The sequence below is a fragment of the Sporosarcina gallistercoris genome, assembly GCF_050459885.1.
GTDB classification, from domain to species: domain Bacteria; phylum Bacillota; class Bacilli; order Bacillales_A; family Planococcaceae; genus Sporosarcina; species Sporosarcina gallistercoris_A.
On the sequence record NZ_JBCMNO010000005.1, the window covers coordinates 313437 to 337559 of the forward strand.

Sequence of the window (24123 nt, forward strand, 5' to 3'; positions counted from 1 at the left end):
TGGAGGGATGAAGATGAGTTTAACCGGAATTGGAGTGCTCCTAATAGGAGTAGCCTTTCTCATTCTTGCGATTTACATAGCGCGGGTGTTGAATGGTGTTGCTGGTACACTCGGCGGAGTGAACAAAACGCTTGAACAACTTCCAGACCAACTAGACGGCATAATGGGAGAAACAGGACAGCTGATCCGTCATTCCAATGATACACTTGCGGATGTGAATGAGAAATTAGGGAACTTGACTCCAGTGTTTGAAGTTGTCGGAGATGTCGGAAATACGACTCGTAATTTAACAGCATCACTTCATAACGTAACAGATGCAGGGAAACGCAAAGTGGATGGTGTGGACGAGAGCACTCGTAACAAATCGATCGGCGGGCTCTATGGAACAGCAGCTCTCGGTTATTTTGCAATACGTAAGAGCGTAGCGATGAAAAAATCGGCAAGCTATCCTCGTCCGGAAACCCTCCTCGGTGAAGGGGAACAGCGTTCAGTTGACATTCAACGGATGAAAGCGGAAGCAGCCGTCGCTGCTAAGTCCGGTAAGTATGTAAAGAAAGATTTATAAAAGTAACAAAAAACGCTGGCAGCCGCCGGCGTTTTTTGTTTGGGGGTAGATCGTTCTTTTCAATAACGATCTGGATCACGAACTGAAACTCAAGTGATAGAGAGCTTCCTTTGGTTCTATATAATACTGAGATACTAAGAATGGAGTAACCAACACATAAAAAAGCCGGTGCTCATTTGCACCGGCCAGCTGCTTATTTCTTAAGAGTTTTTGCCTCAGATTTCAACTCTTCTTTGTTTTGTTGAAGGTAGAAGAGGAATGATAGGAAACCATATACCCCTTGATATCGTTCGCGTCGTGTCAAGTTCGCTGCATTCGCGGTATTCTCTTTCAGGGTGTTCGATTTGCTTAAAGCGCTTTGTGTGAGTGACCGCGCCGCTTCACCTGTATCTCCAACAATCTTGAAGAGAGGCGTGATTTCGTTTACTTGCTGATTCACGTTGCCAATCGTTTCGTTACTCGTATTCAGGACGAGCTGTGCTTGTCCAGTTACGTCATCCATAACATTAGGTAACTTTTCAGTTGTCTGTTTCAAGTTCTCCATAACGTCTCCAAGCTTTTTGAGTGGCTTGATCAGAATCACGACTAAAATTGCAAAGGCGATTCCGATGACCAATACACCAATACCCATCCAATCCATCTACATCACCTCTAAGTTAGTTTTTCTGTTTCGGTTCCGGTAATCTTTTTTGGGGAGAGGGGAGTAAATTCTGTTGCCCTCTCTTTTGGTCGCTCTGTTTTGCAGAGTAAGAAGCATTGGTTTGTTTTGCTTTTTCGCGTTTAGCCCGGAAATAGATACTTGCGATGATTCCCGTAATGGTATTCGCTTTCTGCATCAAGTCCTTATGCTTCGGATCTGGATTACTGATCTGTTCAGACAGTGATTGAAACGACTTGTTCATATGTACCGTTGAATCGTCCAATTTTTCAGCTGTCTTCGAAACACTGTTCAATGATTGCATTTTACGTTCTACATCTTCCGTAATACGGTTCGTATTTGCAAGTAGCTCGTTTGCTTGATCGGTAATCCCGTTTAGCTTGCCTTGCATGTTTGTTAGTGTTTCGGATACTTCATTCATCGTCGCTTTTGCACTTTTTAATGTGATCATAACGAATACTGCGATGAGAAGTAGTGATAGTGCGGCAATCGCTGCACTTACATACAATAGAATCTCCATTCCACAACCACTCCATTCTGACTGTCGTCTGCTACTTACCCACATACCTAGTTGTACCACTATTTCATTGTGCATAAACACGGCATGAGATGCAAGTTCAACTATAGTAGAAAGCCATCGCCAGGAACATCATCAGAAAGATCGGGATTCCAATATGGAAGAATACTTTAGGACTCATGGAAAAAACTTCTGAAGGGGTGCGCATGGTTTCTAAATCTTCTTTAGTATGTTTGAAAGACAATACTTTTCTCATACTGCTATTGAAAAAATCAAATGAACCTGTCCGGAAGATGTAGACAATTCCTCCTACAAAGAGAAATAGGCCACCTACATAGAAAGAAGTATTAATATACGACAACAATGATAATCCTGCATTTGAGAGAAAAGATAGAATGAAAATAATAAGTTGACCAAATAAAAACAACAGCGTGATTTTTTTCAAATTTCTAACCTCTTTTTCTAATTCTTAGTGATATTCACTATGTATAATACATGATTATTACAAGTTTAACAAAGAAAAACCGTTAAGAAACCGCTTACCGGCGCAATTCATTGACAATTCATACTCGTCAATTGGTTATGTCTAGTAAAATTTCTTTTCAAAAACACTTTGACTTAAGAGAAATTAATTGTATAATGAAATAGTGTTAATTCTTCAGACAATTATAAAAAGGGGGGCTAGACCTTGAAGAACACGAAATGGTTGTTACTAATGGCAATGACATTAGTACTAAGTATCTTCCTTGCTGCTTGTGGCGGTACGGATGATAAAAAGGAAGATGCTTCAAAAGGTGATGACAAAGATGGAAATGCAACTGAGACACCTAAAAAAGAAGACGGCGAGCCAGATGCCGAGCAGATCTTGAACTTGGAAGAACTTGCAGCAATCCCATCAGTTGACTCAGCAATTGTTGAAGACGCAGTTGGATTCAACGTATTGAACAATGTTAACGAAGGTCTTTACCGTTTGAACCAAGAAAATATTGCAGAACCTGCAATGGCTGCTGAAGAAGCAGAAATTAGTGAAGATGGCTTGACATTCACTTTTAAATTACGGGATGCTAAATGGTCTGATGGATCACCTGTTACAGCAGCAGATTTCGTATTTGCTTGGCAGCGTGCAATCGACCCCGCTACTGGTTCACCATATGGTCCATTCATGATGTCTGGTACTGTTAAGAACGCAACCGCGATCAGCGAAGGTAAAATGGATAAGAAAGAACTTGGAATCGTTGCAAAAGACGAAAAGACTTTGGAAGTGACACTTGAGCGTCCAGTTCCATATTTCCTTTCATTGATGTCTTTCGGAACATTCTACCCGCAAAAAGAAGAATTTGTAACATCTAAAGGTGACACATACGCTACTAACTCTGATAGCCTTCTATATAACGGACCATTCGTACTTACGGATTGGGACGGAACTAGCGACAGCTGGGTGTACAAGAAGAATGATCAGTATTGGGACGCTGAGAACGTTAAACTTACACAAATCAATGTTAACGTTGTAAAAGAATCAGCTACAGGAGTCAAACTGTATCAAGATGGAAAACTTGACCGTGCAAACGTGTCTGGTGACTTAGCAATGCAATATTCCACTGATCCAGAGGCTGTAACTCAGCCAGAAACATCTGTATTTTACATGAAATTCAATCAGCAAAAAAATGGTAAAGAAACACCGCTTGCTAATGTAAATATTCGTAAAGCACTAGCTAAATCTTTCCAAAAAGAGGATCTTGCTGATGTCGTTCTTGCTAACGGATCGATTCCTGCAAACTTCCTGGTGCCAAAAGACTTTGCATTTGATGAAGATAAAAAAGATTTCCGCGATCTAAGTGGAGATCACTTAACGTATAATGTTGAAGAAGCACAAGAATTCTGGAAAAAAGGATTGGAAGAGCTCGGAGTCCAAGAACTTGAACTGGAAATTCTAGGTGGAGACACTGAGACTTCTAAAAAAATGGACGAATATTTCAAATCTCAACTTGAAACAAATCTTGAAGGTTTGAAGATTTCGTTGAAAGAAGTTCCATTTGCTGTACGTCTTGAACTTGATGAAAAACAAGACTACGACATTCAAATTTCTGGTTGGGGACCGGACTTCCAAGACCCAATCTCATTCCTTGACCTGTTTGTTACAGATGGCACAAATAACTTGATGTCTTTCTCTAACAAAGAATATGATCAGTTAATTGCTGATTCCAAAGCGGATCTTGCGTTGAAACCAAAAGAACGTTATGAAGCATTTGCGAAAGCTGAGAAACTCCTTCTTGAGGACGAAGCAGCAATCGCTCCAATTTACCAGCGTGGATTGATTTTCCTTGAAAAACCATACTTTAAAGGTTTAGTAAGTCACCCATTCGGTGCTGACTACAGCTACAAGTGGGCGTACATTTCAGGTAAAGAGTAAACGTTCGGCAGCTGCATAACGGGGAGTATATGGTGGGTTCACCATATACTCTCTTTTTAATAAATATCACTATTTTGAATATTTGTAAGTGCTTTCATTTTGGAAATAAACCGATAATTCGGTTTAATATATATTTATTACATAGATATGGAGGTGCACCATGGTCAAATATATTGGTAAACGAATTATATATATGTTCATGACGATGTTTCTTATTGCAACGGCAACGTTTTTCCTGATGCAGACTTTGCCGGGTTCACCAATTGCTTCTTACAGTAAATTGAATGATTCGCAAAAAGCAATTGTTGAGAAAAAGTATGGAATTGATAAGCCGATACCCGTTCAATATGGTATTTACATGAAGAACTTAGCGAAAGGTGATCTCGGTACATCATTCGCCTTTAAAGGCAAAAGTGTTAATGACCTTCTCGCTAAGCGTATAAAACCTTCTTTCATTCTTGGAGCGCAAGCGATGGTGTTTGGAACAATTGTAGGAATATTGCTTGGGATGTTAGCGGCTTTAAAGCAAAATACTTTCTGGGATTATGGAAGTACATTTTTTGCTATATTAGGTATTTCTATTCCTTCCTTTGTGTTTGCAACCATTCTACAGTATTATGTTGCTTCGCAATGGCATTTACTTCCGGTCGGTTTATGGAATGATGGATGGAAATCGAGTATTCTTCCTTCCTTAGCACTTGCGATGGGCCCACTTGCTTTGTCAGCTCGTTTTATTCGGACAGAGATGATTGAAGTCATGAGTTCTGACTATATTACGCTTGCTAAAGCCAAAGGTGCGAATGGCTATGAAATTGCATTCAAACATGCTTTTAGAAATGCTTTGATTCCTTTAGTGACAGTTCTTGGACCAGTAGCAGCAGGGCTAGTTACAGGATCCCTTGTGGTAGAAAAAATCTTTGCTATTCCTGGAATTGGCGAACAGTTCGTTTCATCAATCATGGTAAACGATTTCGCAACAATTATGGGGACTACATTGTTCTTCTCTGCATTCTTAATTGTTGTAATTTTCATTGTGGATATTCTTTATGGTGTCATTGACCCTCGTATCCGCTTGTCTGGAGGGAAAGCATGATGAATAAGAATCTAGAACAATTACCTCAGGACCAATTGAATAAGAATCTAGAACAATTATCCCAGGACCAGTTTGAGAGAATTACAATTGATAGCTCCCATTCAGAGCGGATTGAGAAACCTAGTCTTAGTTTTTGGCAAGACGCTTGGCTTCGCTTACGTAAAAACAAAGCCGCAATTGTCAGTATGGTTGTTCTGTTTCTGCTAGTCATCATGGCTTTAGTCGGTCCGCATTTAAATGGACATGATAGTGCTGCACAGAACCTCCGCCACGCAAATCTTCCTCCTAAAATTCCAGGCATAGAAAAACTTGGTATCATGGATGGCGTTGGAAATCTTGGTGATAAAAAAGTGAATCTCTATGAGTTGAAAAAAGTAGATGAGTATTATTGGTTTGGAACGGATGGACTGGGTCGTGATTTGTTCACACGGCTTTGGGAAGGGACACAAATCTCCTTACTAATCGCATTCGTTGCGGCAATGATTGATATGGTAATCGGTGTGATTTACGGAGGGATTTCTGGTTACTTCGGCGGGCGAACAGATGATATCATGCAGCGAATTGTTGAAATCTTAATAGGGATTCCTACATTGATTGTAGTTATTCTCATGCTGATGATTATGAAACCTGGTTTAGCTGCGATCATTATCGCTATATCCATTACCGGTTGGATCGGAATGTCCCGTATTGTGCGTGCCCAAATCCTGAAATATAAAAACCAGGAATTTGTTTTAGCAGCGCGTACCCTTGGAACGAAAGACTCTAAGATTATTTCGAAACACCTTTTGCCAAACGTATTGGGGATAATTGTTATCAATACTATGTTTACAATTCCAAATGCGATTTTCTTTGAAGCATTCCTGAGTTTCATAGGACTGGGGCTTCAACCTCCAAATGCTTCTTTAGGTACACTAATTAATGACGGCTACAAAGTGATGGAGTTCCAACCATATGTATTGTTATTTCCATCTCTAGTCATCAGTATTCTGATGATTGCTTTTAACCTGATTGGTGATGGATTACGTGATGCACTCGATCCGAAAATGAAAGACTGATAGGAGGAAAGCGATATGAGTAAAATATTACAAGTTAAAGATTTAGAGCTTTCCTTCCATACGTTTGCTGGTGAAGTGAAAGCGATTCGCGGTGTGAATTTCGACTTGAACAAAGGAGAAACACTTGCAATTGTTGGAGAGTCGGGGTCTGGTAAGTCAGTTACGACCAAATCCATTATGCGATTGTTACCTGAATCAAGCTCTGAATTCAAAAATGGAGAAATTCTATTTGACGGTAAAGACTTGACGAAACTACCTGAACGGGAAATGCAGAAAATCCGTGGGAAAGACATTTCGATGATCTTCCAGGATCCGATGACATCATTGAATCCAACGATGACAATCGGAAAACAAATTATGGAACCGATTTTGAAGCACCAAAAAGTCAGCAAAGAGAAAGCGCGAAAAGTCGCGATTGAATTGTTGAATATGGTAGGAATCCCGAATGCGGAAAATCGGTACAAAATGTACCCTCACCAGTTTTCAGGGGGGCAGCGGCAACGTATTGTCATTGCGATTGCGCTTGCATGTAATCCGCAAATTCTGATTGCCGATGAGCCGACAACAGCATTGGACGTTACGATTCAAGCCCAGATTTTGGAGCTGATGAAAGATATCCAAAAGAAGATTGATACGTCAATCATCTTTATCACCCACGATCTTGGGGTGGTTGCAAATGTTGCAGACCGCGTCGCTGTCATGTATGGCGGAATGATCGTTGAAATCGGTACGGTCGATGAGATCTTCTATAATCCCCAACACCCTTATACATGGGGGCTTTTAAGTTCCATGCCTTCCATGGATCTGAATGAAGAGAAGCTGTATGCAATACCTGGAACACCGCCTGATTTGTTGAATCCTCCTAAAGGGGATGCATTTGCTCTTCGTAGTGAGTATGCTCTGAAAATCGATATGGAACAGCCACCTCCGTTTTTCCAGGTGAGCGACACCCATTATGCTGCAACTTGGTTATTGCATCCGCAAGCTCCTCAAGTGGAGCCGCCAGCAGGAATCATAGAGCGCATGCGTACTTTTCCAGGCAGCAGATACTATGAAGCAACAGGAGGGCGTGCGTAATGTCTGATGTAATACTCGAAGTCAAAAATTTAAAACAATATTTTAATGAAGGCAAGCCTTCCGAAGTACGTGCGATTGACGATATCAGTTTCGCGATCAACCGTGGTGAAACATTCGGTCTTGTTGGAGAATCCGGATGCGGAAAGTCTACCACAGGCCGCACAATTATCCGGCTGTATGATGCAACTGATGGGGAAGTCCTCTTTAATGGAGTAAACGTCCAAGATAAGAAAACCAAAGCTGCTAATAAGGACTTTAATCGGAAGATGCAAATGATCTTCCAAGATCCCTATGCTTCCCTGAATCCCCGGATGAAGGTTATGGACATTATTGCAGAAGGTATCGATGTCCATGGACTTGCGAAGTCCAAAAAAGAGCGTAAAGACATGGTGATCGATTTACTTGAAACGGTTGGCTTGAACCGCGAACACGCAGAACGCTATCCACACGAGTTCTCCGGTGGTCAACGGCAGCGAATAGGGATTGCTCGTGCACTCGCTGTCGATCCTGAATTCATCATTGCAGATGAGCCGATTTCTGCATTGGATGTATCCATTCAAGCACAAGTCGTCAATTTGTTGAAGGATTTGCAAGAAGAGCGCGGTTTGACGTATTTGTTCATCGCACATGATTTGTCCATGGTGAAGTACATTTCTGACCGTATTGGCGTCATGTACTTCGGGAAACTAGTTGAAATGGCTCCCGCAGATGAGTTGTACCGTAATCCAATGCATGCTTACACGAAGTCATTGCTTTCTGCAATCCCTCTTCCAGATCCGATTTACGAGCGTTCCCGGGTCCGTACTCCATACAATCCGAAGGACCACAACTATAGTGGTGGTGACCATGTGGAGTTCCGTGAGATTGCTCCTGAACACTTTGTTCTTTGTTCCGATAAGGAATTTGAAGAAATTAAAAGAAACTATGTTCCAAAAGAGTCTTAACCAAAAACAGCCGGACACTCTGAGAAAGGTTCAGAGTGTCCGGCTATTTATATATATGAGTGTGTCCCTGATTAATAAATCTTCATATAGCGTTCGATTTCCCAAGGATGAACGGTGATGCGGTAGCTATCCCATTCGCGCTGCTTGGCCTCTTTGTAATTTGCATAAATATGGCTGCCTAACGCTTCTTGGATGATCGTGTCCTCACCAAGCGCCAATAGGGCATGATCGAGATCAGTAGGGAGGGTGACGATTCCTTCCCTTTCCAGTTCTGCAGCATTCATCTCGTAAATATTGCGATCACATGGTTTACCGGGATCGAGGTCACGGCGGATCCCGTCAAGACCTGACTTAAGAATCGCTGCCAGAGCTAAGTAAGGATTGGCTACTGAATCGACAGAGCGTACTTCGATTCGTGTACTCAAACCGCGAGATGCCGGAATCCGGATAAGCGGGCTGCGGTTCTGTGCGGACCAAGCAATGTAGCAAGGCGCCTCATATCCAGGTACAAGGCGTTTATACGAATTGACAGTTGGGTTCGTGATGGCGGTAAAGCCTTCAACGTGTTCAAGGACCCCCGCCATGAACTGATAAGCGGTCTTACTTAACTTGCGCTCGCCATTTTCGTCGAAGAAAGCGTTGTCTCCATCTTTGAACAAAGAAATGTTACAGTGCATTCCAGAACCATTGACGCCGAAAATAGGTTTTGGCATGAACGTAGCATGAAGTCCGTGTTTTCGTGCAATTGTTTTCACTACCAGTTTGAATGTCTGGATATTGTCACAAGCTCTTAAGGCATCTGCATATTTAAAATCGATTTCGTGCTGACCTGGAGCTGCCTCGTGATGAGATGCTTCGACTTCAAACCCGAGTGCTTCCAACTCGAGGACTATATCCCGTCTGCAGTTTTCACCAAGATCGAGTGGAGCGAAATCGAAATAATCTCCATGGTCGTTCAATTCCATTGTCGGTTCGCCGTTACTGTCTAATTTAAATAAGAAGAATTCAGGTTCAGGTCCTAAGTTGAAGTCAGTGAACCCCATCTCTTCCATTTCAGCGAGAATCCGCTTTAAGTTTCCTCTTGGATCACCTGGGAATGGTTCTCCGTTCGCTAGGGATACATCACAAATGAGACGGGCTACTTTTCCTGTCCCAGATGGCCATGGAAAGACCATCCATGTATTTAAATCCGGGATTAAGTACATATCGGATTCTTCAATTCTCACAAAACCCTCAATTGAGGAGCCATCAAACATCATTTTGTTATCGAGTGCTTTTTCAAGCTGGCTGATGGGAATTTCAACGTTCTTTATCATTCCGAGAATATCCGTGAATTGTAGACGAACAAAATTCACATTATCTTCTTTCACATATTTTCGAATGTCTTCTTTTGTTGTATTCTTCATCAGGCCACTTCCTTTTTAAAAGTTTGTCATTATCAAAGTTGCATAATAATTTTTTATAATACGCAACATTGCATCCATTTACAAGAATTTTTTTCAAGTTAATAGAAATTGCATGCAGGATGGTGAAGTAGGGCGTTTGCCTTTTTTACCAGTAGGGAACTTAATGATAGGTGGAAAAATTGAAATAGTTATTGAAGGAGGGGATTGACTTGAATCGTATTTTTTCCATTGTGGTTTTCATAGGAGTTCCCGTCGTCGCTTTGGGTGCTTTTTTAAATTGGTCTGATCTCATCATGTTTGCGTTGAGCTGTATTACAATTATAGGACTCTCCGGTTTTATTGGCCGTGCTACGGAAAGTCTGGCGATCGTAAGCGGCCCCAGGATTGGAGGGCTTTTGAACGCGACATTCGGGAATGCGGTTGAATTGATCATTTCAATCTTTACGTTGAAAGCCGGTCTTATCGGAATTGTTTTAGCTTCGCTTACGGGGTCTGTTCTCGGGAACTTACTTCTCGTACTGGGGCTATCATTTTTTGCAGGTGGTCTGAAATATAAAAAGCAGAACTTCAGTCTTCATGATTCCCGATATAACTCCGGTTTACTGATTTTTGCAGTCGTAGTTGCATTTGTTATTCCGGAAGTCTTTTCGATGACTATGAACCCTTCGACAACGTTTCAACTAAGTATCGGTGTTTCAGTCATTTTGATCGCGATCTATTTATCGGGTCTTTTTTTCAAATTGGTGACTCATCGAGGTGTGTTCGCATCCGGCGATGAAACCGTGGAGGAAGAAGAAATTCCCGAGTGGACCAAACGGAAATCCATCATGGTTTTACTGTTGAGCACAGTAGCTGTTGCCTTTGTTTCAGAACGTCTTGTTCATACGTTTGAGACGCTTGGTGAGCAGTTCGGATGGACGGAGTTATTCATCGGGGTCATCATCGTTGCCATTGTCGGAAATGCTGCGGAACACGTGTCTGCGATTACGATGGCTATGAAAAACCGAATGAATGTGTCTGTTGAAATCGCGGTTGGGTCAACATTGCAAGTCGCAATGTTTGTTGCACCCGCACTTGTTCTCATATCCATTTTCATGCCAGAACAAATGCCACTTGTGTTCACCATTCCGGAATTGGTCTCCATGGTGACTGCTGCGCTCCTTGTCATCAGTCTATCCAATGACGGGGAGTCGAACTGGTTTGAAGGACTCATCCTTTTCGCAGCCTATATCATCATGGGAATTGGATTCTTCTTATTGTAGGCTGGTCCGGGGTTCCTCCTTCGACACATCCTGCAAGATTGTCATTTGTCCTTTTGTATATTCGCGTGATGAGATGGGAGTGGAGGGCAGACTTCTAGCGGTGGGTTTTAGAGTAGAAAAAAGAAGACCCCGTTACTAGCGGTCTTCCCAGTTAGCTTGTATGAATTCATCGCGACCTGATTGTGCTCGGTCCGTTTCGTAGGCTTCTTTCTCTTTTTTGTAGAAATCTTGGTGATACTCTTCAGCGGCATAGAATGCTTCAGCTGGACGAATCACCGTGACGATCGGTTTAGCGAATCTTCCGCTCGCAGCCAGTTCTTGCTTGGAGTGCTCGGCAGCTAGACGCTGCTGTTCGGAGGTGTAAAAGATTGCAGTAGTATAAGAATGTCCTCGATCCTGGAACTGGCCTCCAGCATCGGTAGGGTCAATTTGCGGCCAATAAAGTGCCAATAAGTCTTCATAAGGATATACTGCGGGATCGAATGTAATTTCAACAACTTCCAAGTGCCCTGAATTGCCTTGTTTCACTTGCTCGTATGTCGGATTCTCTATAGAACCACCCATATAACCGGAGATGACACTATGGATTCCGTCCCATTCAGTGAATGGCTTGACCATACACCAAAAGCAGCCTCCCGCAAAAATAGCTTTTTCAAATTGTCCCATCATGTCTACCTTCTTTCTATTTGGTTCCGTTATTATATCTTAGTCGTTCGCAGTTTTAGTGTCCAGTGTTCGAGCATGATATAATAGAGGTTCACCATGCAACCAACGACTCAAGAGAACGTCCTGTTTTGTGACTTCACTATTGGGGGAATACACTAATGTCAGAACACTATGAAGGTCCGGTTCCGAAACGGCGGAGACGACGTAGAGTGCGAAAAGGCAGAGTCCTCGTCACCATTTTTTTAGTCGGGTTTGTCGGAATAGGACTTTTTTCATCGTACCAATATATGGCGGGTAAACGGATCGCTTCTTCGAACACAATCGAGCCAGGTGGCTTTGAAGGGGATTTACTCGATCCTTCGACTTCGAATGTAGAAAACTATTTGCTGCTCGGTGTTGATGATGATGGAAGCGGGAAATCCCGTACAGATACGATGATGGTCCTGTCTTGGGATAAACAAGCAAAAACGATGAAACTTGTGTCATTTATGCGTGATATTTATGCGGACATTCCCGGATATAAATCGTATAAGCTTAACACTGCTTACTATTTAGGCGGGGTACAAAGCGCGAAAGACACCATCACAGGAATGTTTGATATTCCGATCCATCATTATGCTATTGTGGATTTTGATAATTTTGAAACCATCGCGGATACTGCTTTTCCTGATGGAGTAGAAATGAATGTGAAAAAAGAGATGTCTGAAAAAATCGGTGTTACACTGCTGCCTGGCGTCCAACAGCTGAATGGCAAAGAATTACTTGGCTACGCTCGATTCCGTGCAGATGCTGAAGGGGATTTTGGACGGGTTCACCGCCAGCAAGAAGTGCTGACTGCTGTTAAGAAGCAGGCGATGACACCGGGGGTGCTCGTTCGTGCACCTAGAATTGCAGGAGTGATTTCCCAAACCGTGAAAACGGATTTGTCATCGAAAGAAGAACTTTCCCGTTTGACGAACTTGTTAGTGCAAGGCGGAGCGGATATTGAAACGCTTACTATTCCAGTGAAAGGTTCCTATTCATATGCCGATTACTCTCACGCAGGATCAGTGATTGAAGTGGACTTGGATCAGAACCGGAATGCGATTCAATCATTCATTGGCAGCTGATTTAAGATTTATTCGATGAAGGAGTGGGGGATTTGACTGATAAGAGGGAAGGGCAAGAGCACGAGACGCAAGTGGACGCATTTGGAATACCTCCTAAGAACCGAATCATTCGGTTCTTGGGAGGTAAGACTACGCTCTTCATACTAATCGTATTGTTACTTGTCGGATTGAATATCATGATATTCGATAAAGTCTCGTTCATTTTTTATCCGGTTCGAGTCCTGTTTTCAACGGTTGTGTTGCCAATCATCTTAGCAACGATTTTGTATTACTTGCTGAGGCCCCTATTACACCTGTTGGAAAAAATAAAAATTCCTAAAATATGGGGAATCGTCATTATTTTTCTCTCAGCCATAGGTCTCATTACATTACTGGTGTTTCTGGTTTTACCTTTTTTGAAAGCACAATTTTGGAAGCTAGTTGAAGAATTTCCGACATACTTTAACCAACTCATTCTTACACTGGATTCATTTTTCAATAATTCGATATTTGCGCCTTACTATAGTCAGTTGGATATCAATGCTTCAGAGCTGCTGGATTCAGGTCTGGAAAATATCGGACAGATGATTGCAGATGCCCTTGGCGGCATTGCTTCTGGACTGACAACATTCATCTCCGCGTTAACTGGTATCATCCTATCCATCGTTACGGTTCCGTTCATCCTGTTTTATCTTTTGAAGGATGGGGAGAATCTGCCGAAGTATGTGAAAAAGCTGTTGCCTCCGAGAATGCGTGAAGATGCTCAGTCAATTTTGGAAGATGCAGATCATCAAATCAGCGCATATATTCAAGGTCAGATTCTCGTTGCGGTTTGTATCGGTTTGATGGTCACTGTCGGTTTTTTGATCATCGATATGAAATATGCTTTATTACTTGGGGTACTAGCCATGTTTACAAGTGTGGTCCCGTATCTTGGTCCCGTGATTGCGATTACACCAGCAATCATCATTGCGATTGTCACTTCTCCTTTCATGCTTGTTAAACTGGCGATTGTATGGACTGTAGTTCAGCTGGTTGAAGGGAAGTTCATTTCCCCTCAGATTATGGGGAAAACCCTTCATATTCATCCCATCACCATTATTTTCGTCTTGTTGACAGCGGGTTCGTTATTCGGTGTGGCGGGCGTAATTCTAGGGATTCCCGGTTATGCGCTGCTGAAAGTATTCACTACGCATTTGTTCCAGTTACTGAAAGTGCGTTATAACAAATATGAAGTCGATATCCGTATGCATTATGAGCGTCCGAGTTATGAGGATAAAGAATAGGTTTGGAAACAGTCTTGCTGAAAACGCAAGGCTGTTTTTTTTGCGCATGTTCAGACCATAATAATATTATGTAAAGTTGGAATGGGTAAAACACTCTTTTCGAAGAGAGGAGAGTGTTTTAAGGAGTGTCGTATAAAATTTGTCCCATTCGTGAAAAGTCATATCCATTTAGTGTGGCGAGCTCTTTCTTAAAGGACTCCGATTGTAAAATGTCCAGTACTGTCTCGCGTAATGTGATGTTATCTTCATGTTTGAGCATGACTAAGTCATATTGTTCCACTGTCATGGGGATGTAATCGACGTTAACCAAGTCAGTCATCTTTTCAATGCCTACACCGACATCCGCTTCTCCGGCAGCTACTTTGCTTGCGACAGCCAAGTGTGTCATTTCTATATTCCTATAACCAGAAATCGTCTTTGGCAAAACGCCTTCCAACCGCAGACGTTCATCCATTAATACTCGTATCCCGGAACCTAGTTCGCGATTGACGATTTGTAGATCGCTGCGATTCAAATCACGCCAACTCGTAATGTTTTTCGGATTTCCTGACTGGACGTAAAAACCGGCTGAACGGGAGAGTAAGTGAACCACCGTAAATTCACGTCCGATTAAAATCCTTCGGATATAAGGGATGTTATAAGAACCTGTATCTCCATCGAAAAGGTGCGTACTGACTATATCCGATTCTCCTTGAATGAGTGAAAACAAATTGTTCAAACTGCCGGTATGGGCACGTAGCGTTCGATAGTTTCTGGATGTGGCGGTGATTGCGTTTGCTAATAAGTCCAATACAACATCCTGTCCGCTAATGATTACTTGCTGCAATGTACGAGGTTGCGAGAGAGGGGGATTGGACGCCTCCTTCGGTACAAAAGGTTCTGGTTCTTTTTCATCAGGATTGCTCTGTTTCACACTAGAACGATCGGTTCCGCCTTTCATGCGGTCTTTGTAAGCTGCAAAGTCGGAAGCGTCAATCCGCATTTGTCGCCCGACCCGATAAGCAACGATTTCTCCTTTCTTTATAAGGTCATATACGGTTAGCTTAGAGACTTGAAGCAAGTCAGCGAGATCTTCAGTCGTATATGAAATTTTGTCTTGTGAATGCATATAACAATCCTCCATTTCTTTCTTCCATCTTCCTATATTTTTAGAATTTTTGCAATAGACATAAAAAGACATAACGGATAATAATTAGAATTATTTAATTATATATAGATAGATATAGTTATATTATGTTATAAATAGTTATAATAAATGATAAATAGATATAACTAGTTATAAATATGTATAGTTGGATAGGAGAGAGGTAATTCAAAAAATACTTTCTCAAGATGATGTTGGCTGTGTGAGTGGTGATTCCAGTCGGTTTTTCTAAGAGAGACGGAGATCCTTCAACAGAACAAGTTGCAGCTGCAGCATTTAGATAGTTTAGACGATAGGTTAGGGGATGCGGCGCGGACGTTGGGTGCTTCTGAGTGGCGGATTTTCAGAACCATCACTTTTCCGCGTGCCTGGCCTGGGTTATTGGCGGGACTTGTCCTTTTCTTTGCCCGGGGACTTAGGGGATATACCAGTGAAGACAGACATCATTCCTATGGCGATCTACTTTGCTGTGGAAGCGGGGAAGATGGAGACAGCGACATTCTGGGTGGTTATAATTACTGCGCTCGGATTCAGTACAATTCTATGGTTGAACTGGTGGAGAAAACACAATTTGTAACGATTTACATCTGAAACACGATAGGTGGATGATTCGATGTTGCAAGTTTCGATTCAGAAACATCTCGATCACTTAGAGCTGGATGTCAGTTTACAAGCACATAACGAAATCATCGTTCTGGCTGGTTCTTCAGGAGCTGGGAAAACGTCTATTTTACAAGCAATTGCCGGACTTGCTGAACCGGACAGCGGAACGATGACATTGAACGAGAAGAGTTTTTTTGAAGGAAAGAAGCACTCTTTATCCGCTCGCTCCCGCAATAATGGATACGTATTTCAAGATTATGCGCTCTTTCCTCATATGACAGTTGAGCGTAATAATCACTATGGCATTCATAAACAGGTTTCTGCGACGACTGGTGCACCATCGAGCAAAACCTCACAACCAGATTTCCGGTGGTGAGAAACAACGGGTCGCTCTAGCCATGGCGCTTGCCACCAAACCGGATTTGCTATTGTTGGATGAACCCTTATCCGCTTTGGACGAAGAAATACGATTAGAGTGTCAAAATGAGTTATGGAAAATCCCATTCATTGTTGTGACGGATAGCCGTTCAGAAGCTGAAAAGGTAGACGATCGGGTCCTTCATTTGAAATAGGGCTTGATTGTCAATGAGAGTCATGGAACAATGAAAGAAACCCTTGTGAACTAAGCAACAGGGTTTCGGAGGCGATTCCTTTGAATGAAATTGCAATTGTTCCACTGACGACGGAAGAAGAACTGATTGAGGCTTTTCCCATTATGAATCAGCTCCGCACCCATTTGGACCAAGAAGAGTATTTGGAACTCGTGTATGAGTCTGGAGCGAAAGAACGGTACCAGATGCTCGGATTACGGGATAATGGCAAGTTAAAAGCCGTAATCGGCTTTAAACCGATGATCACTCTCTATTACGGGCGCTCGCTTTGGGTATGTGACTTAGTTACAGACAAATCAGCACGATCTAAAGGGTATGGCGATAAGTTGCTGACACATGTTGAGCAATGGGGGAAAACACATAATTACGAATCGATTGCGTTATCTTCAGGACTGCAACGTACCAGTGCTCACCGTTTTTATGAAGAAAAAATGCACTATAGCAAAGTGAGTGTTGTATTCAAAAAGGAATTTTAACTTAATTCAGCAAAAGTGCCGATTTTACGGGTATGCGAACAAAGATGCGAACAGCCGGCAGAGCCTTTAAATCTGCCGGTTTTACTATTGACGAAGGAGTTGTTCGATGTATGTGGATCAATGAAGATGGAATGCTGAGACAAACTACAGACGAAACGCGTGTGAAGTTCAGAACGTCGATTAGCCAAGAAATCCTGGATCAGTTGAAACAGCTGGCAGATCAGCACGGAACGTTTGTAAATTATTTACTTGAAGATGGACTGAAGGTCGTTTTGCAGCAAGAAACAATCCTATTTAACAAAGAAACGCGTCCTAAGGATCGGATTCAATATAAGACGACATATGATAAGCAGTTGCTGGAGAGTATAAGGGCGCTAGCGAGTGACCATAAATTGTATATGAACGACGTGATTGAGTATGGTGTGCAGTTTATAGATGTAGAACGGGCAAAAGCAGGGCAACATAGATATCGGATCGAATAATTGTTGCTTTCCTTTAACGCCCCCGTCATAATATATATTATAGGAAGCTACGTATCACTTATAAGTATACTTAGGATAGTGAGATATAACAGTGAATTTCAGCTGTTACGGAGAAATTCATAAAACGCGACTTCAGCAAAAAAAGTCGCGTTTTTTGTGGGTTTTATATTTTTTCATTCACTTAGACACTTTTTGCTGGAATGATTGTATCTGCAGCAACTGGCTCTTCCAGCTGAATCTTGCGCTGTTTCATTTGCAAGAAAAATACCGCCGTCAAACTGATGCTGATGACGCCAAATACGACAACCATCACATGCAGTCCGACAATGTCCAGGAACGCCCCGGTCGCTAGTAAAACCACCTGGAATACGACTCTCTCCAACATGTTGCGGAATGAGAAAAATCGTCCGTGGTACGCTTTCGGCATCTGTTTCTGGAAAATCACCATAGCTGTTGGGAAAAAGCAGCCTAAACTGAATCCCAGCACTGTAAATGCTGCTAAGGTGAATAGTTGACTTTGTGCGAAGAATAATAAGAATTCAGCAACAGCCACCATACTTGCAAAGAAAAATAGTATGATCGTTGTTCGCCATTTCAAGGCGATTTTCTTCACGGCAAATGAGCCGATCATGAACGCCACACCTTCACATGTATAAATCAATCCTTTTATTGACGCTGAATCCTGAATTTCACTAATGTTGATGACGATTAAATTAAAAGAGCCTAAAAATAATAGCGGAATCAGTGTCATCACTAGCGTCATACCGACTGCGGGATACGCTTTCAGTACTGGAAAGACTTCCATGAAGCCACCTTTAGCGCCTTCCGTTTTCACAACGGCCTCATTCCCCTCCCCTTCATCTATCCGCAGCATGAAAGTGAAGACGAGTAGGACGACATACGCAATGATTGAAATCCAATAAAGTGACGATAAGGACCAGTAGACTAATAGGACTCCTGCTAAAGCGGTCCCTGAAACCCGTGCAATGGTCGCTACATTCATGTGCATCCCATTCATCGTCAGTAGGTCATCGTCCTTCACAACGAGTGGAATTGCTGCTTGTAACGCCGGGAAGTAAAATGTGGCTGCAAGTTGAATGCTGACAACAAATGCAATCATCCACCACACAGAACCCGTTGCAATGGCGATTAGCATGAAGACAACACTGATGAGACGTCCTGCACCCGCTAGAACCAATATGCGCTTCTTCGCTTGTTGATCTATGATTTTACCGGCTAACGGCCCCACTAGAATCCCTGCCAATAACCCGACTGATAGAATCATTGCTTTCACAAAGTCGGAAGGTATTTTTTCTTGCATAAACTCCAAATTTCCAATGATACCGGTCCATAGCCCGATCCCTGCGATCAATTCACCGGATAGAATGATCCAAACATTGCGATTTTTCCACATACACCCTCCCACTTTCTCTGTCGATAATTCGCTTTCCGAACTATTATACGATAGAAACACAAAAAGCACACGGGAATTTTATTAGTCCCATGTGCTTTTTATCATATAGCTAGCATTTTATTTGGTTGTCGGTTTATCAGTTTTGGCAGTAGGTTCGTAATACAAGCGAGTCGCTGCCCCGTTTTTCGTTTCATCCGATATTGCGCTTCCGTTGGAGTGTCGATCTGACAATCTTAGGCTGCCTGGTTCGATTTCAGTTTTTATATCTTTTGCGGTTGTAAGTATGAGTTTTTCAGTAGATCCTGCGATCTTAGCACCGATTACTCGATATGGATTCTTCTTCAGCTCTTTTAGGATCATTATTCCCCGTTGAGCTCTTGAACCGACTTCAATCTCTTTTAATGCTGTTCGTTTCACGGTTCCGCGCTGTGTTGCGACAACGATCGATGCTGAACTGTCTGTGATGACTTCCATGGAAACAACATGGTCTTCAGGTTTCAAGTTAATGCCCTTGACGCCACCTGTTCGAACGCCAGTCGTCCCGACATCACTGAGCGGGAACCTCAAAACATATGCCTGATGGGTCACAAGAATGGCGTCTTCACTGCCCTTGACGAGGCGAGCATCTAGCAACCTATCCCCTTTTTTGACATTCATCCCTTTGTAAGCACGACCAAAGCGCTGAACGTGGAAATCTGCTAACTTCGATAGTTTCACAAACCCGTTAGCTGATATTGTTAGGACTGAGTGGATATCATCAAATTTTTCCAAACCGAGCGCCGCCACAATCGACTCACTTGGCTCAAGCGATACAATACTTGAAATGTGCTGTCCAAGATCCCGCCATTTGATATCAGGCAGTTCATGAACCGGTTGATAAATGTAATTCCCGAGTGATGTGAACAGCAGCAAATGATGTTGTGTGTTCATGGTTTGCTCGAGTATCGGATAGTCGGAATCCTTCATGGCCATCCCAGCGCCATTCGAGGCACTATAGGAACGCAAGCCTGTGCGCTTTACATACCCCTCTTTCGTGACTGAAACGACCACTTCCTCACTTGGAATCAGAATATCAAGATCGACTTTCAATTCCTCGATCTTTTCTTCGATTACAGAGTTACGAGGTTCCGCAAACTGCTTACGTACTGCATGCAATTCTTTTTGAATCACACGCGACAGCTTAGTGGGGCTGGTTAGAATGGCATTGAGTTCTTCGATCAGTTTACGCAATGCTTCTTCCTCTTGTTTCAACTCCGTGATATCCGTATTCGTCAGACGATACAGTTGCAAAGAAACGATCGCTTCCGCTTGGACCTCCGAGAATTCGAAATGGCTGATCAAGTTATTCTTCGCATCCCGCTTATCATTGGAACTGCGGATTGTCTGAATGACTTCATCCAAAATGGAGAGTGCTTTCATCAGACCTTCTACGATATGTAGGCGATCTTGTGCCTTTCTTACGTCGAATTGTGAGCGTCGAGTGACTACGTCTTTCTGATGCCCGATATAGGCATCCAGCAACATAGGAAGTGACATCAGTTTAGGACGTCTATCCGAAATGGCGACCATATTGAAGTTATACGCGACTTGCAAATCTGTGTGTTTCAATAAATAACGTAAAATCGGCTCACCATCGATGTCTTTTTTCAGTTCGATAACAATCCGTAATCCTGTACGGTCTGACTCGTCACGGACTTCCGCGATGCCGTCCAGCTTGCGATCAACACGCAGCTCGTCCATCTTTTTCACGAGGTTGGCCTTATTGACGTCATATGGAATTTCACTAATGACAATTTGAGATTTACCGGCTTTCAACTGCTCGATTTCCGATTTGGAGCGGACAATGACACGTCCTTTACCTGTTTCATATGCCGCTTTAATGCCGTCCGTACCTTGGATGATCCCCCCAGTAGGGAAATCAGGACCTTTCAGCACGGTCATCAGTTCATCCACTGTAGCTTCAGGATTATCCATCCGCATGAGTACCGCATCAATCGCTTCATGGAGTGCATGAGGTGGGATGTCTGTTGCGTACCCAGCAGAAATTCCTGTAGATCCATTGACGAGCAAGTTAGGGAAACGAGCAGGCAGAACGGTTGGTTCCGGTTCTGTATCGTCAAAGTTCGGGATGAAATCCACGGTCTCTTTGTTGAGGTCACGTAACATTTCACCAGCAATCGAAGAAAGACGCGCCTCTGTATAACGCATGGCAGCGGCAGAATCCCCATCGACCGAACCGTTGTTTCCATGCATTTCCACCATCAAATGACGCAGTTTCCATTCTTGACTCATCCGGACCATCGCTTCATACACGGAGGAGTCTCCGTGTGGATGATAGTTACCGATTACGTTACCAACCGTTTTGGCGGATTTACGGAACGCTTTTTCGTGTGTATTGCCTTCGTTATACATCGCGTACAGGATGCGTCGTTGTACCGGCTTTAAGCCGTCCCGTGCATCGGGTAATGCGCGATCTTGAATTATATATTTACTGTATCGGCCAAAACGATCACCGATGACTTCCTCTAATGGGAGATCCTGAAAGCGTTCTGTTGCGGTCATTCCACTTCCTCCTCAACATGCAGGAATTCGTTTTCCAATATGGTGCTTCCTTCTTCTAGACTGAAGTCGACATTGCTCTCGATCCAACGGCGGCGCGGTTCGACTTTGTCGCCCATTAACGTCGTGACCCTCCGCTCGGATTGTGCTCCATCTTCAATCGTGACCCGGATGAGTGTGCGTGTTTCAGGATTCATGGTTGTATCCCATAACTGTCCCGCATTCATCTCCCCTAATCCCTTATAACGCTGAAGCATATACCCTTTGCCGATTTTGTTTGTCGCAGCACCTAGATCCCGCTCAGTCCACGCGTATTCCACTTTTTCTTTTTTACCGATGCCTTTTGACACTTTGTAAAGAGGAGGTAGCGCAATGAAGACTTTCCCAGCTTCTATAAGTGGTTTCATATAGCGGTAAAAGAATGTCAGTAAGAGCACTTGGATGTGTGCTCCATCTGTATCGGCATCTGTCATGATGATGACTTTATCGTATGCTGCATCTTCAATCGTAAAGTCAGCCCCGACACCTGCGCCGATCGCATGGATGATCGTATTGATCTCTTCGTTCTTCATGATATCTTCAAGTTTCGCTTTTTCCGTATTGATGACTTTACCGCGCAGTGGCAAAATCGCTTGGAACGTCCGATCCCGCCCTTGCTTTGCAGAACCGCCAGCCGAATCACCCTCGACAAGGTACAGTTCGTTCTTTTTTGCATTTCTGGACTGTGCGGGCGTCAGCTTACCGGAAAGGAGTGTGTCGCCTTTCTTCCGCTTCTTACCCGACCGCGCGTCTTCACGTGCTTTACGGGCTGCATCGCGCGCCTGGTGTGCACGCACAGCCTTGCGGATCAGGTTCGCGCTCAATTCCGCGTTTTCTTCCAAGAAATACAGCAAATGCTGTGAAATGACAGCATCGGTTATCGTTCGTGCTTCACTTGTGCCGAGCTTCCCTTTTGTTTGGCCTTCAAACTGCAAAATCTCTTCAGGAATCCGCACAGAAACGATAGCTGCGATTCCTTCCCGGATATCAGAGCCATCTAAATTCTTGTCTTTTTCTTTCAGTAAGCCTGTTTTCCTCGCATATTCATTGAATATCCGCGTCATGGCTGTTTTTGCACCGGTTTCATGCGTCCCGCCATCTTTTGTACGAACGTTATTGACAAACGACAGGATGGTCTCTGAATAGCCATCGTTGAATTGGAACGCAAACTCCACTTCTATTCCGTCTGCTTCGCCCTCAAGATAAGCGACTTCATGAAGCGTGTCCTTTTCTTCATTCAAATAAGCGACAAACGCTTTAATGCCTGTTTCATAAAAAAAGGTTTCGGATTTTTCCGTACTCTCTTCTGTCAGGATGATTTTGAGTCCTTTTAACAAGAAAGCGGACTCTCGCAAGCGCTCTGCAAGAATGTCATATTGGTATTTAGTCGTTGAAAAAATCGTGGGATCGGGTTTGAAGTGAATCGTGGTACCTGTTTCTTTCGTTTTCCCGATAACTTCAAGGCCTGTCGCGGGTTTCCCACCCTGTTCAAAACGCTGCTTGAATATCTGTCCATCCCGATGAATGATGACATCCAACCATTCAGAAAGCGCATTCACGACAGAAGCCCCGACTCCGTGAAGTCCGCCACTCGTCTTATAGCCGCCCTGGCCGAACTTCCCACCGGCGTGTAAGACAGTTAATATGATTTCGGTCGTCGGTCTTCCGGTTTTATGGGTTCCTGTTGGCATACCTCGTCCATAATCGCGTACGCTGATGCTGTTATCTGAGTGGATCGTGACATTTATTTCGGATCCGAATCCGCTTAATGCTTCATCCACGGCGTTATCTACAATTTCAAATACCAGGTGATGCAATCCTCTTCCATCTGTCGAACCGATATACATCCCCGGACGTTTGCGTACTGCTTCCAAGCCTTCAAGCACTTGGATTGAATCATCATTATACACATTCAATTCTTTTTGTTTCGTCAAGATGAAACCTCCATCAAACAAATGTTCTTATTTATCCAATGATACGCCGCCGAATTTCCCATGTCAACAAGACACGTTGGCGCTTTGCTTAAATAATTGTATAGAAGAAAACCTTTTAATGCAATGACTGGCCTCACAGGATTTATCCGCAATTGTCGTTCGGTACCTGTTCTGCTAAAATGAAAGAGATACATAATTTTTCACGGAGGGGCTTGTCATGGAAATCATTTTATTACTGGTACTTGCATATTTAATAGGCTCTCTCCCATCTGCACTTTGGATCGGAAAACTGTTTTATAAAACGGATATCCGGGAACACGGAAGCGGAAATATGGGGGCTACCAATACATTCCGCGTTCTCGGCAAAAAAGCGGGAATCGCGGTTACTGTGTTTGATATTCTAAAGGGTACAGCTGCCGTACTTTTAGCATTTTCACCTTATTTTGCAAATACCCATATACATCCTTTAGTCGTTGGTGTCGTTGCGGTGGTCGGCCATATGTTTCCTGTTTTTGCGAAGTTCAAAGGTGGAAAAGCTGTTGCGACTTCAGGTGGTGTGTTGCTCGGTTACAGCTGGCCGATTTTCGTCCTCGTCGTCCTTACTTTCGTAATTGCTTTGAAACTTACGAAGATGGTGTCACTCACCTCGATGATTGTCGCAGTCATGGGTGCTATTTATGGGATTATTTATTATTTCATTACAGGGGATATCTATTTGGAGCTGGTGATTGTCTTGATGGGCGCGTTCATCTTCTATCGCCACCGCGACAATATTGCACGGATCAAAGCTGGAACCGAGCCAAAAGTGAAGTGGTTGTAATATAATCAAAGGCA

23 protein-coding genes and 1 pseudogene are annotated in these 24123 nt (G+C 43.1%); 15 read left to right on the plus strand and 9 right to left on the minus strand.

The window, feature by feature from the left end:
- Positions 1 to 13 precede the first annotated feature (13 nt).
- Positions 14 to 565, plus strand: a complete 552-nt coding sequence (locus ABE021_RS03575; RefSeq protein ID WP_430286854.1) for a DUF948 domain-containing protein — start codon at positions 14 to 16, stop codon at positions 563 to 565.
- 193 nt (positions 566 to 758) lie between these two features.
- Here ABE021_RS03575 and ABE021_RS03580 read toward each other — a convergent pair whose 3' ends face one another.
- The 3 genes from ABE021_RS03580 to ABE021_RS03590 all read right to left on the minus strand — a co-directional run bounded on the left by ABE021_RS03580 (position 759) and on the right by ABE021_RS03590 (position 2185).
- Positions 759 to 1205 (minus strand): DUF948 domain-containing protein, encoded by a 447-nt coding sequence (locus ABE021_RS03580; protein ID WP_430286856.1) that lies wholly within the window; start codon positions 1203 to 1205, stop codon positions 759 to 761.
- Between the two features lie 16 nt (positions 1206 to 1221).
- Entirely contained in the window at positions 1222 to 1743 is a 522-nt protein-coding gene (locus ABE021_RS03585; RefSeq protein WP_430286857.1) for a DUF948 domain-containing protein, read from the minus strand.
- A gap of 97 nt (positions 1744 to 1840) precedes the next feature.
- The gene (locus tag ABE021_RS03590) at positions 1841 to 2185 is read right to left on the minus strand and encodes a DUF3899 domain-containing protein (RefSeq protein ID WP_430286858.1); all 345 of its coding nucleotides are present in this window, start codon (positions 2183 to 2185) and stop codon (positions 1841 to 1843) included.
- A 243-nt stretch (positions 2186 to 2428) separates the two neighbouring features.
- Between ABE021_RS03590 and ABE021_RS03595 the strand changes: the two genes are divergently transcribed.
- The 5 genes from ABE021_RS03595 (at position 2429) to ABE021_RS03615 (ending at position 8319) form a co-directional block, all read left to right on the plus strand.
- On the plus strand, positions 2429 to 4150 hold the full coding sequence (locus ABE021_RS03595; protein WP_430286859.1) for an ABC transporter substrate-binding protein: 1722 nt from the start codon (positions 2429 to 2431) through the stop codon (positions 4148 to 4150).
- Positions 4151 to 4310: 160 nt separating this feature from the next.
- Positions 4311 to 5243, plus strand: coding sequence for an oligopeptide ABC transporter permease (gene opp3b / locus ABE021_RS03600; protein ID WP_430286860.1), 933 nt, complete (start codon positions 4311 to 4313; stop codon positions 5241 to 5243).
- The gene (opp3C, locus tag ABE021_RS03605; protein ID WP_430286861.1) at positions 5243 to 6298 is read left to right on the plus strand and encodes an oligopeptide ABC transporter permease; all 1056 of its coding nucleotides are present in this window, start codon (positions 5243 to 5245) and stop codon (positions 6296 to 6298) included. The genes opp3b and opp3C overlap by 1 nt, the downstream gene beginning before the upstream one ends.
- A 15-nt stretch (positions 6299 to 6313) precedes the next feature.
- The gene (locus ABE021_RS03610) at positions 6314 to 7375 is read left to right on the plus strand and encodes an ABC transporter ATP-binding protein (RefSeq protein WP_430286862.1); all 1062 of its coding nucleotides are present in this window, start codon (positions 6314 to 6316) and stop codon (positions 7373 to 7375) included.
- On the plus strand, positions 7375 to 8319 hold the full coding sequence (locus ABE021_RS03615; RefSeq protein ID WP_430286864.1) for an ABC transporter ATP-binding protein: 945 nt from the start codon (positions 7375 to 7377) through the stop codon (positions 8317 to 8319). The genes ABE021_RS03610 and ABE021_RS03615 overlap by 1 nt, the downstream gene beginning before the upstream one ends.
- Before the next feature lie 71 nt (positions 8320 to 8390).
- Here the strand turns inward: ABE021_RS03615 and glnA are convergent, their stop codons facing one another.
- A complete protein-coding gene (gene glnA / locus ABE021_RS03620) occupies positions 8391 to 9725 on the minus strand; it encodes a type I glutamate--ammonia ligase (RefSeq protein ID WP_430286865.1) in 1335 nt (444 codons plus the stop codon).
- A gap of 209 nt (positions 9726 to 9934) precedes the next feature.
- Here glnA and cax point away from each other — a divergent pair, with 209 nt between their 5' ends.
- Positions 9935 to 10987, plus strand: a complete 1053-nt coding sequence (cax, locus tag ABE021_RS03625) for a calcium/proton exchanger (RefSeq protein ID WP_430286867.1) — start codon at positions 9935 to 9937, stop codon at positions 10985 to 10987.
- 135 nt (positions 10988 to 11122) lie between these two features.
- Here cax and msrA read toward each other — a convergent pair whose 3' ends face one another.
- The gene (gene msrA, locus ABE021_RS03630; RefSeq protein WP_430286868.1) at positions 11123 to 11656 is read right to left on the minus strand and encodes a peptide-methionine (S)-S-oxide reductase MsrA; all 534 of its coding nucleotides are present in this window, start codon (positions 11654 to 11656) and stop codon (positions 11123 to 11125) included.
- 155 nt (positions 11657 to 11811) lie between these two features.
- Between msrA and ABE021_RS03635 the strand changes: the two genes are divergently transcribed.
- The gene (locus tag ABE021_RS03635) at positions 11812 to 12762 is read left to right on the plus strand and encodes an LCP family protein (protein WP_430286869.1); all 951 of its coding nucleotides are present in this window, start codon (positions 11812 to 11814) and stop codon (positions 12760 to 12762) included.
- 71 nt (positions 12763 to 12833) lie between these two features.
- The gene (locus tag ABE021_RS03640) at positions 12834 to 14027 is read left to right on the plus strand and encodes an AI-2E family transporter (protein WP_430286968.1); all 1194 of its coding nucleotides are present in this window, start codon (positions 12834 to 12836) and stop codon (positions 14025 to 14027) included.
- A 118-nt stretch (positions 14028 to 14145) separates the two neighbouring features.
- On the opposite strand, the gene ABE021_RS03645 is transcribed toward ABE021_RS03640, so the two are convergent.
- Positions 14146 to 15135 (minus strand): substrate-binding domain-containing protein, encoded by a 990-nt coding sequence (locus tag ABE021_RS03645; protein ID WP_430286871.1) that lies wholly within the window; start codon positions 15133 to 15135, stop codon positions 14146 to 14148.
- A gap of 321 nt (positions 15136 to 15456) precedes the next feature.
- Between ABE021_RS03645 and ABE021_RS03650 the strand changes: the two are divergent.
- The 5 genes and pseudogenes from ABE021_RS03650 to ABE021_RS03670 all read left to right on the plus strand — a co-directional run.
- Positions 15457 to 15748: pseudogene (locus tag ABE021_RS03650) on the plus strand (ABC transporter permease subunit); the annotation flags it as partial.
- Positions 15749 to 15784: 36 nt separating this feature from the next.
- Entirely contained in the window at positions 15785 to 16150 is a 366-nt protein-coding gene (locus ABE021_RS03655) for an ATP-binding cassette domain-containing protein (protein WP_430286872.1), read from the plus strand.
- Positions 16151 to 16172: 22 nt separating this feature from the next.
- Positions 16173 to 16346 (plus strand): hypothetical protein, encoded by a 174-nt coding sequence (locus tag ABE021_RS03660; RefSeq protein ID WP_430286972.1) that lies wholly within the window; start codon positions 16173 to 16175, stop codon positions 16344 to 16346.
- A gap of 80 nt (positions 16347 to 16426) precedes the next feature.
- Positions 16427 to 16861, plus strand: a complete 435-nt coding sequence (locus ABE021_RS03665) for a GNAT family N-acetyltransferase (RefSeq protein ID WP_430286873.1) — start codon at positions 16427 to 16429, stop codon at positions 16859 to 16861.
- Positions 16862 to 16971: 110 nt separating this feature from the next.
- Positions 16972 to 17343 carry an rRNA methyltransferase gene (locus ABE021_RS03670; protein WP_430286875.1) on the plus strand — a complete coding sequence of 124 codons (372 nt, stop codon included), beginning with the start codon at positions 16972 to 16974 and terminating at the stop codon, positions 17341 to 17343.
- Positions 17344 to 17524: 181 nt separating this feature from the next.
- Here the strand turns inward: ABE021_RS03670 and ABE021_RS03675 are convergent, their stop codons facing one another.
- The 3 genes from ABE021_RS03675 to parE all read right to left on the minus strand — a co-directional run bounded on the left by ABE021_RS03675 (position 17525) and on the right by parE (position 23289).
- A complete protein-coding gene (locus ABE021_RS03675; RefSeq protein WP_430286876.1) occupies positions 17525 to 18757 on the minus strand; it encodes an MFS transporter in 1233 nt (410 codons plus the stop codon).
- 117 nt (positions 18758 to 18874) lie between these two features.
- Positions 18875 to 21319: a DNA topoisomerase IV subunit A gene (gene parC / locus ABE021_RS03680; protein ID WP_430286877.1), complete on the minus strand. Its 2445-nt coding sequence runs from the start codon at positions 21317 to 21319 to the stop codon at positions 18875 to 18877.
- The gene (gene parE / locus ABE021_RS03685; RefSeq protein ID WP_430286878.1) at positions 21316 to 23289 is read right to left on the minus strand and encodes a DNA topoisomerase IV subunit B; all 1974 of its coding nucleotides are present in this window, start codon (positions 23287 to 23289) and stop codon (positions 21316 to 21318) included. Before parE ends, parC begins: the two co-directional genes overlap by 4 nt.
- Before the next feature lie 217 nt (positions 23290 to 23506).
- Here parE and plsY point away from each other — a divergent pair, with 217 nt between their 5' ends.
- Positions 23507 to 24109 carry a glycerol-3-phosphate 1-O-acyltransferase PlsY gene (gene plsY, locus ABE021_RS03690; protein WP_430286879.1) on the plus strand — a complete coding sequence of 201 codons (603 nt, stop codon included), beginning with the start codon at positions 23507 to 23509 and terminating at the stop codon, positions 24107 to 24109.
- Positions 24110 to 24123 lie beyond the last annotated feature (14 nt).

Excerpts from the sequence above, each read along its gene's own strand:
- msrA (WP_430286868.1), bottom strand. The coding sequence starts at position 11,656 with ATGATGGGACAATTTGAAAAAGCTATTTTTGCGGGAGGCTGCTTTTGG.
- ABE021_RS03615 (WP_430286864.1), top strand. The coding sequence starts at position 7,375 with ATGTCTGATGTAATACTCGAAGTCAAAAATTTAAAACAATATTTTAAT.
- ABE021_RS03670 (WP_430286875.1), top strand. The coding sequence starts at position 16,972 with ATGTGGATCAATGAAGATGGAATGCTGAGACAAACTACAGACGAAACG.
- ABE021_RS03645 (WP_430286871.1), bottom strand. The coding sequence starts at position 15,135 with ATGCATTCACAAGACAAAATTTCATATACGACTGAAGATCTCGCTGAC.
- ABE021_RS03635 (WP_430286869.1), top strand. The coding sequence starts at position 11,812 with ATGTCAGAACACTATGAAGGTCCGGTTCCGAAACGGCGGAGACGACGT.
- ABE021_RS03575 (WP_430286854.1), top strand. The coding sequence starts at position 14 with ATGAGTTTAACCGGAATTGGAGTGCTCCTAATAGGAGTAGCCTTTCTC.
- glnA (WP_430286865.1), bottom strand. The coding sequence starts at position 9,725 with ATGAAGAATACAACAAAAGAAGACATTCGAAAATATGTGAAAGAAGAT.
- plsY (WP_430286879.1), top strand. The coding sequence starts at position 23,507 with ATGGAAATCATTTTATTACTGGTACTTGCATATTTAATAGGCTCTCTC.
- opp3C (WP_430286861.1), top strand. The coding sequence starts at position 5,243 with ATGAATAAGAATCTAGAACAATTACCTCAGGACCAATTGAATAAGAAT.
- ABE021_RS03610 (WP_430286862.1), top strand. The coding sequence starts at position 6,314 with ATGAGTAAAATATTACAAGTTAAAGATTTAGAGCTTTCCTTCCATACG.
- ABE021_RS03655 (WP_430286872.1), top strand. The coding sequence starts at position 15,785 with ATGTTGCAAGTTTCGATTCAGAAACATCTCGATCACTTAGAGCTGGAT.
- opp3b (WP_430286860.1), top strand. The coding sequence starts at position 4,311 with ATGGTCAAATATATTGGTAAACGAATTATATATATGTTCATGACGATG.
- ABE021_RS03660 (WP_430286972.1), top strand. The coding sequence starts at position 16,173 with ATGGCGCTTGCCACCAAACCGGATTTGCTATTGTTGGATGAACCCTTA.
- ABE021_RS03585 (WP_430286857.1), bottom strand. The coding sequence starts at position 1,743 with ATGGAGATTCTATTGTATGTAAGTGCAGCGATTGCCGCACTATCACTA.
- parC (WP_430286877.1), bottom strand. The coding sequence starts at position 21,319 with ATGACCGCAACAGAACGCTTTCAGGATCTCCCATTAGAGGAAGTCATC.
- ABE021_RS03580 (WP_430286856.1), bottom strand. The coding sequence starts at position 1,205 with ATGGATTGGATGGGTATTGGTGTATTGGTCATCGGAATCGCCTTTGCA.
- ABE021_RS03675 (WP_430286876.1), bottom strand. The coding sequence starts at position 18,757 with ATGTGGAAAAATCGCAATGTTTGGATCATTCTATCCGGTGAATTGATC.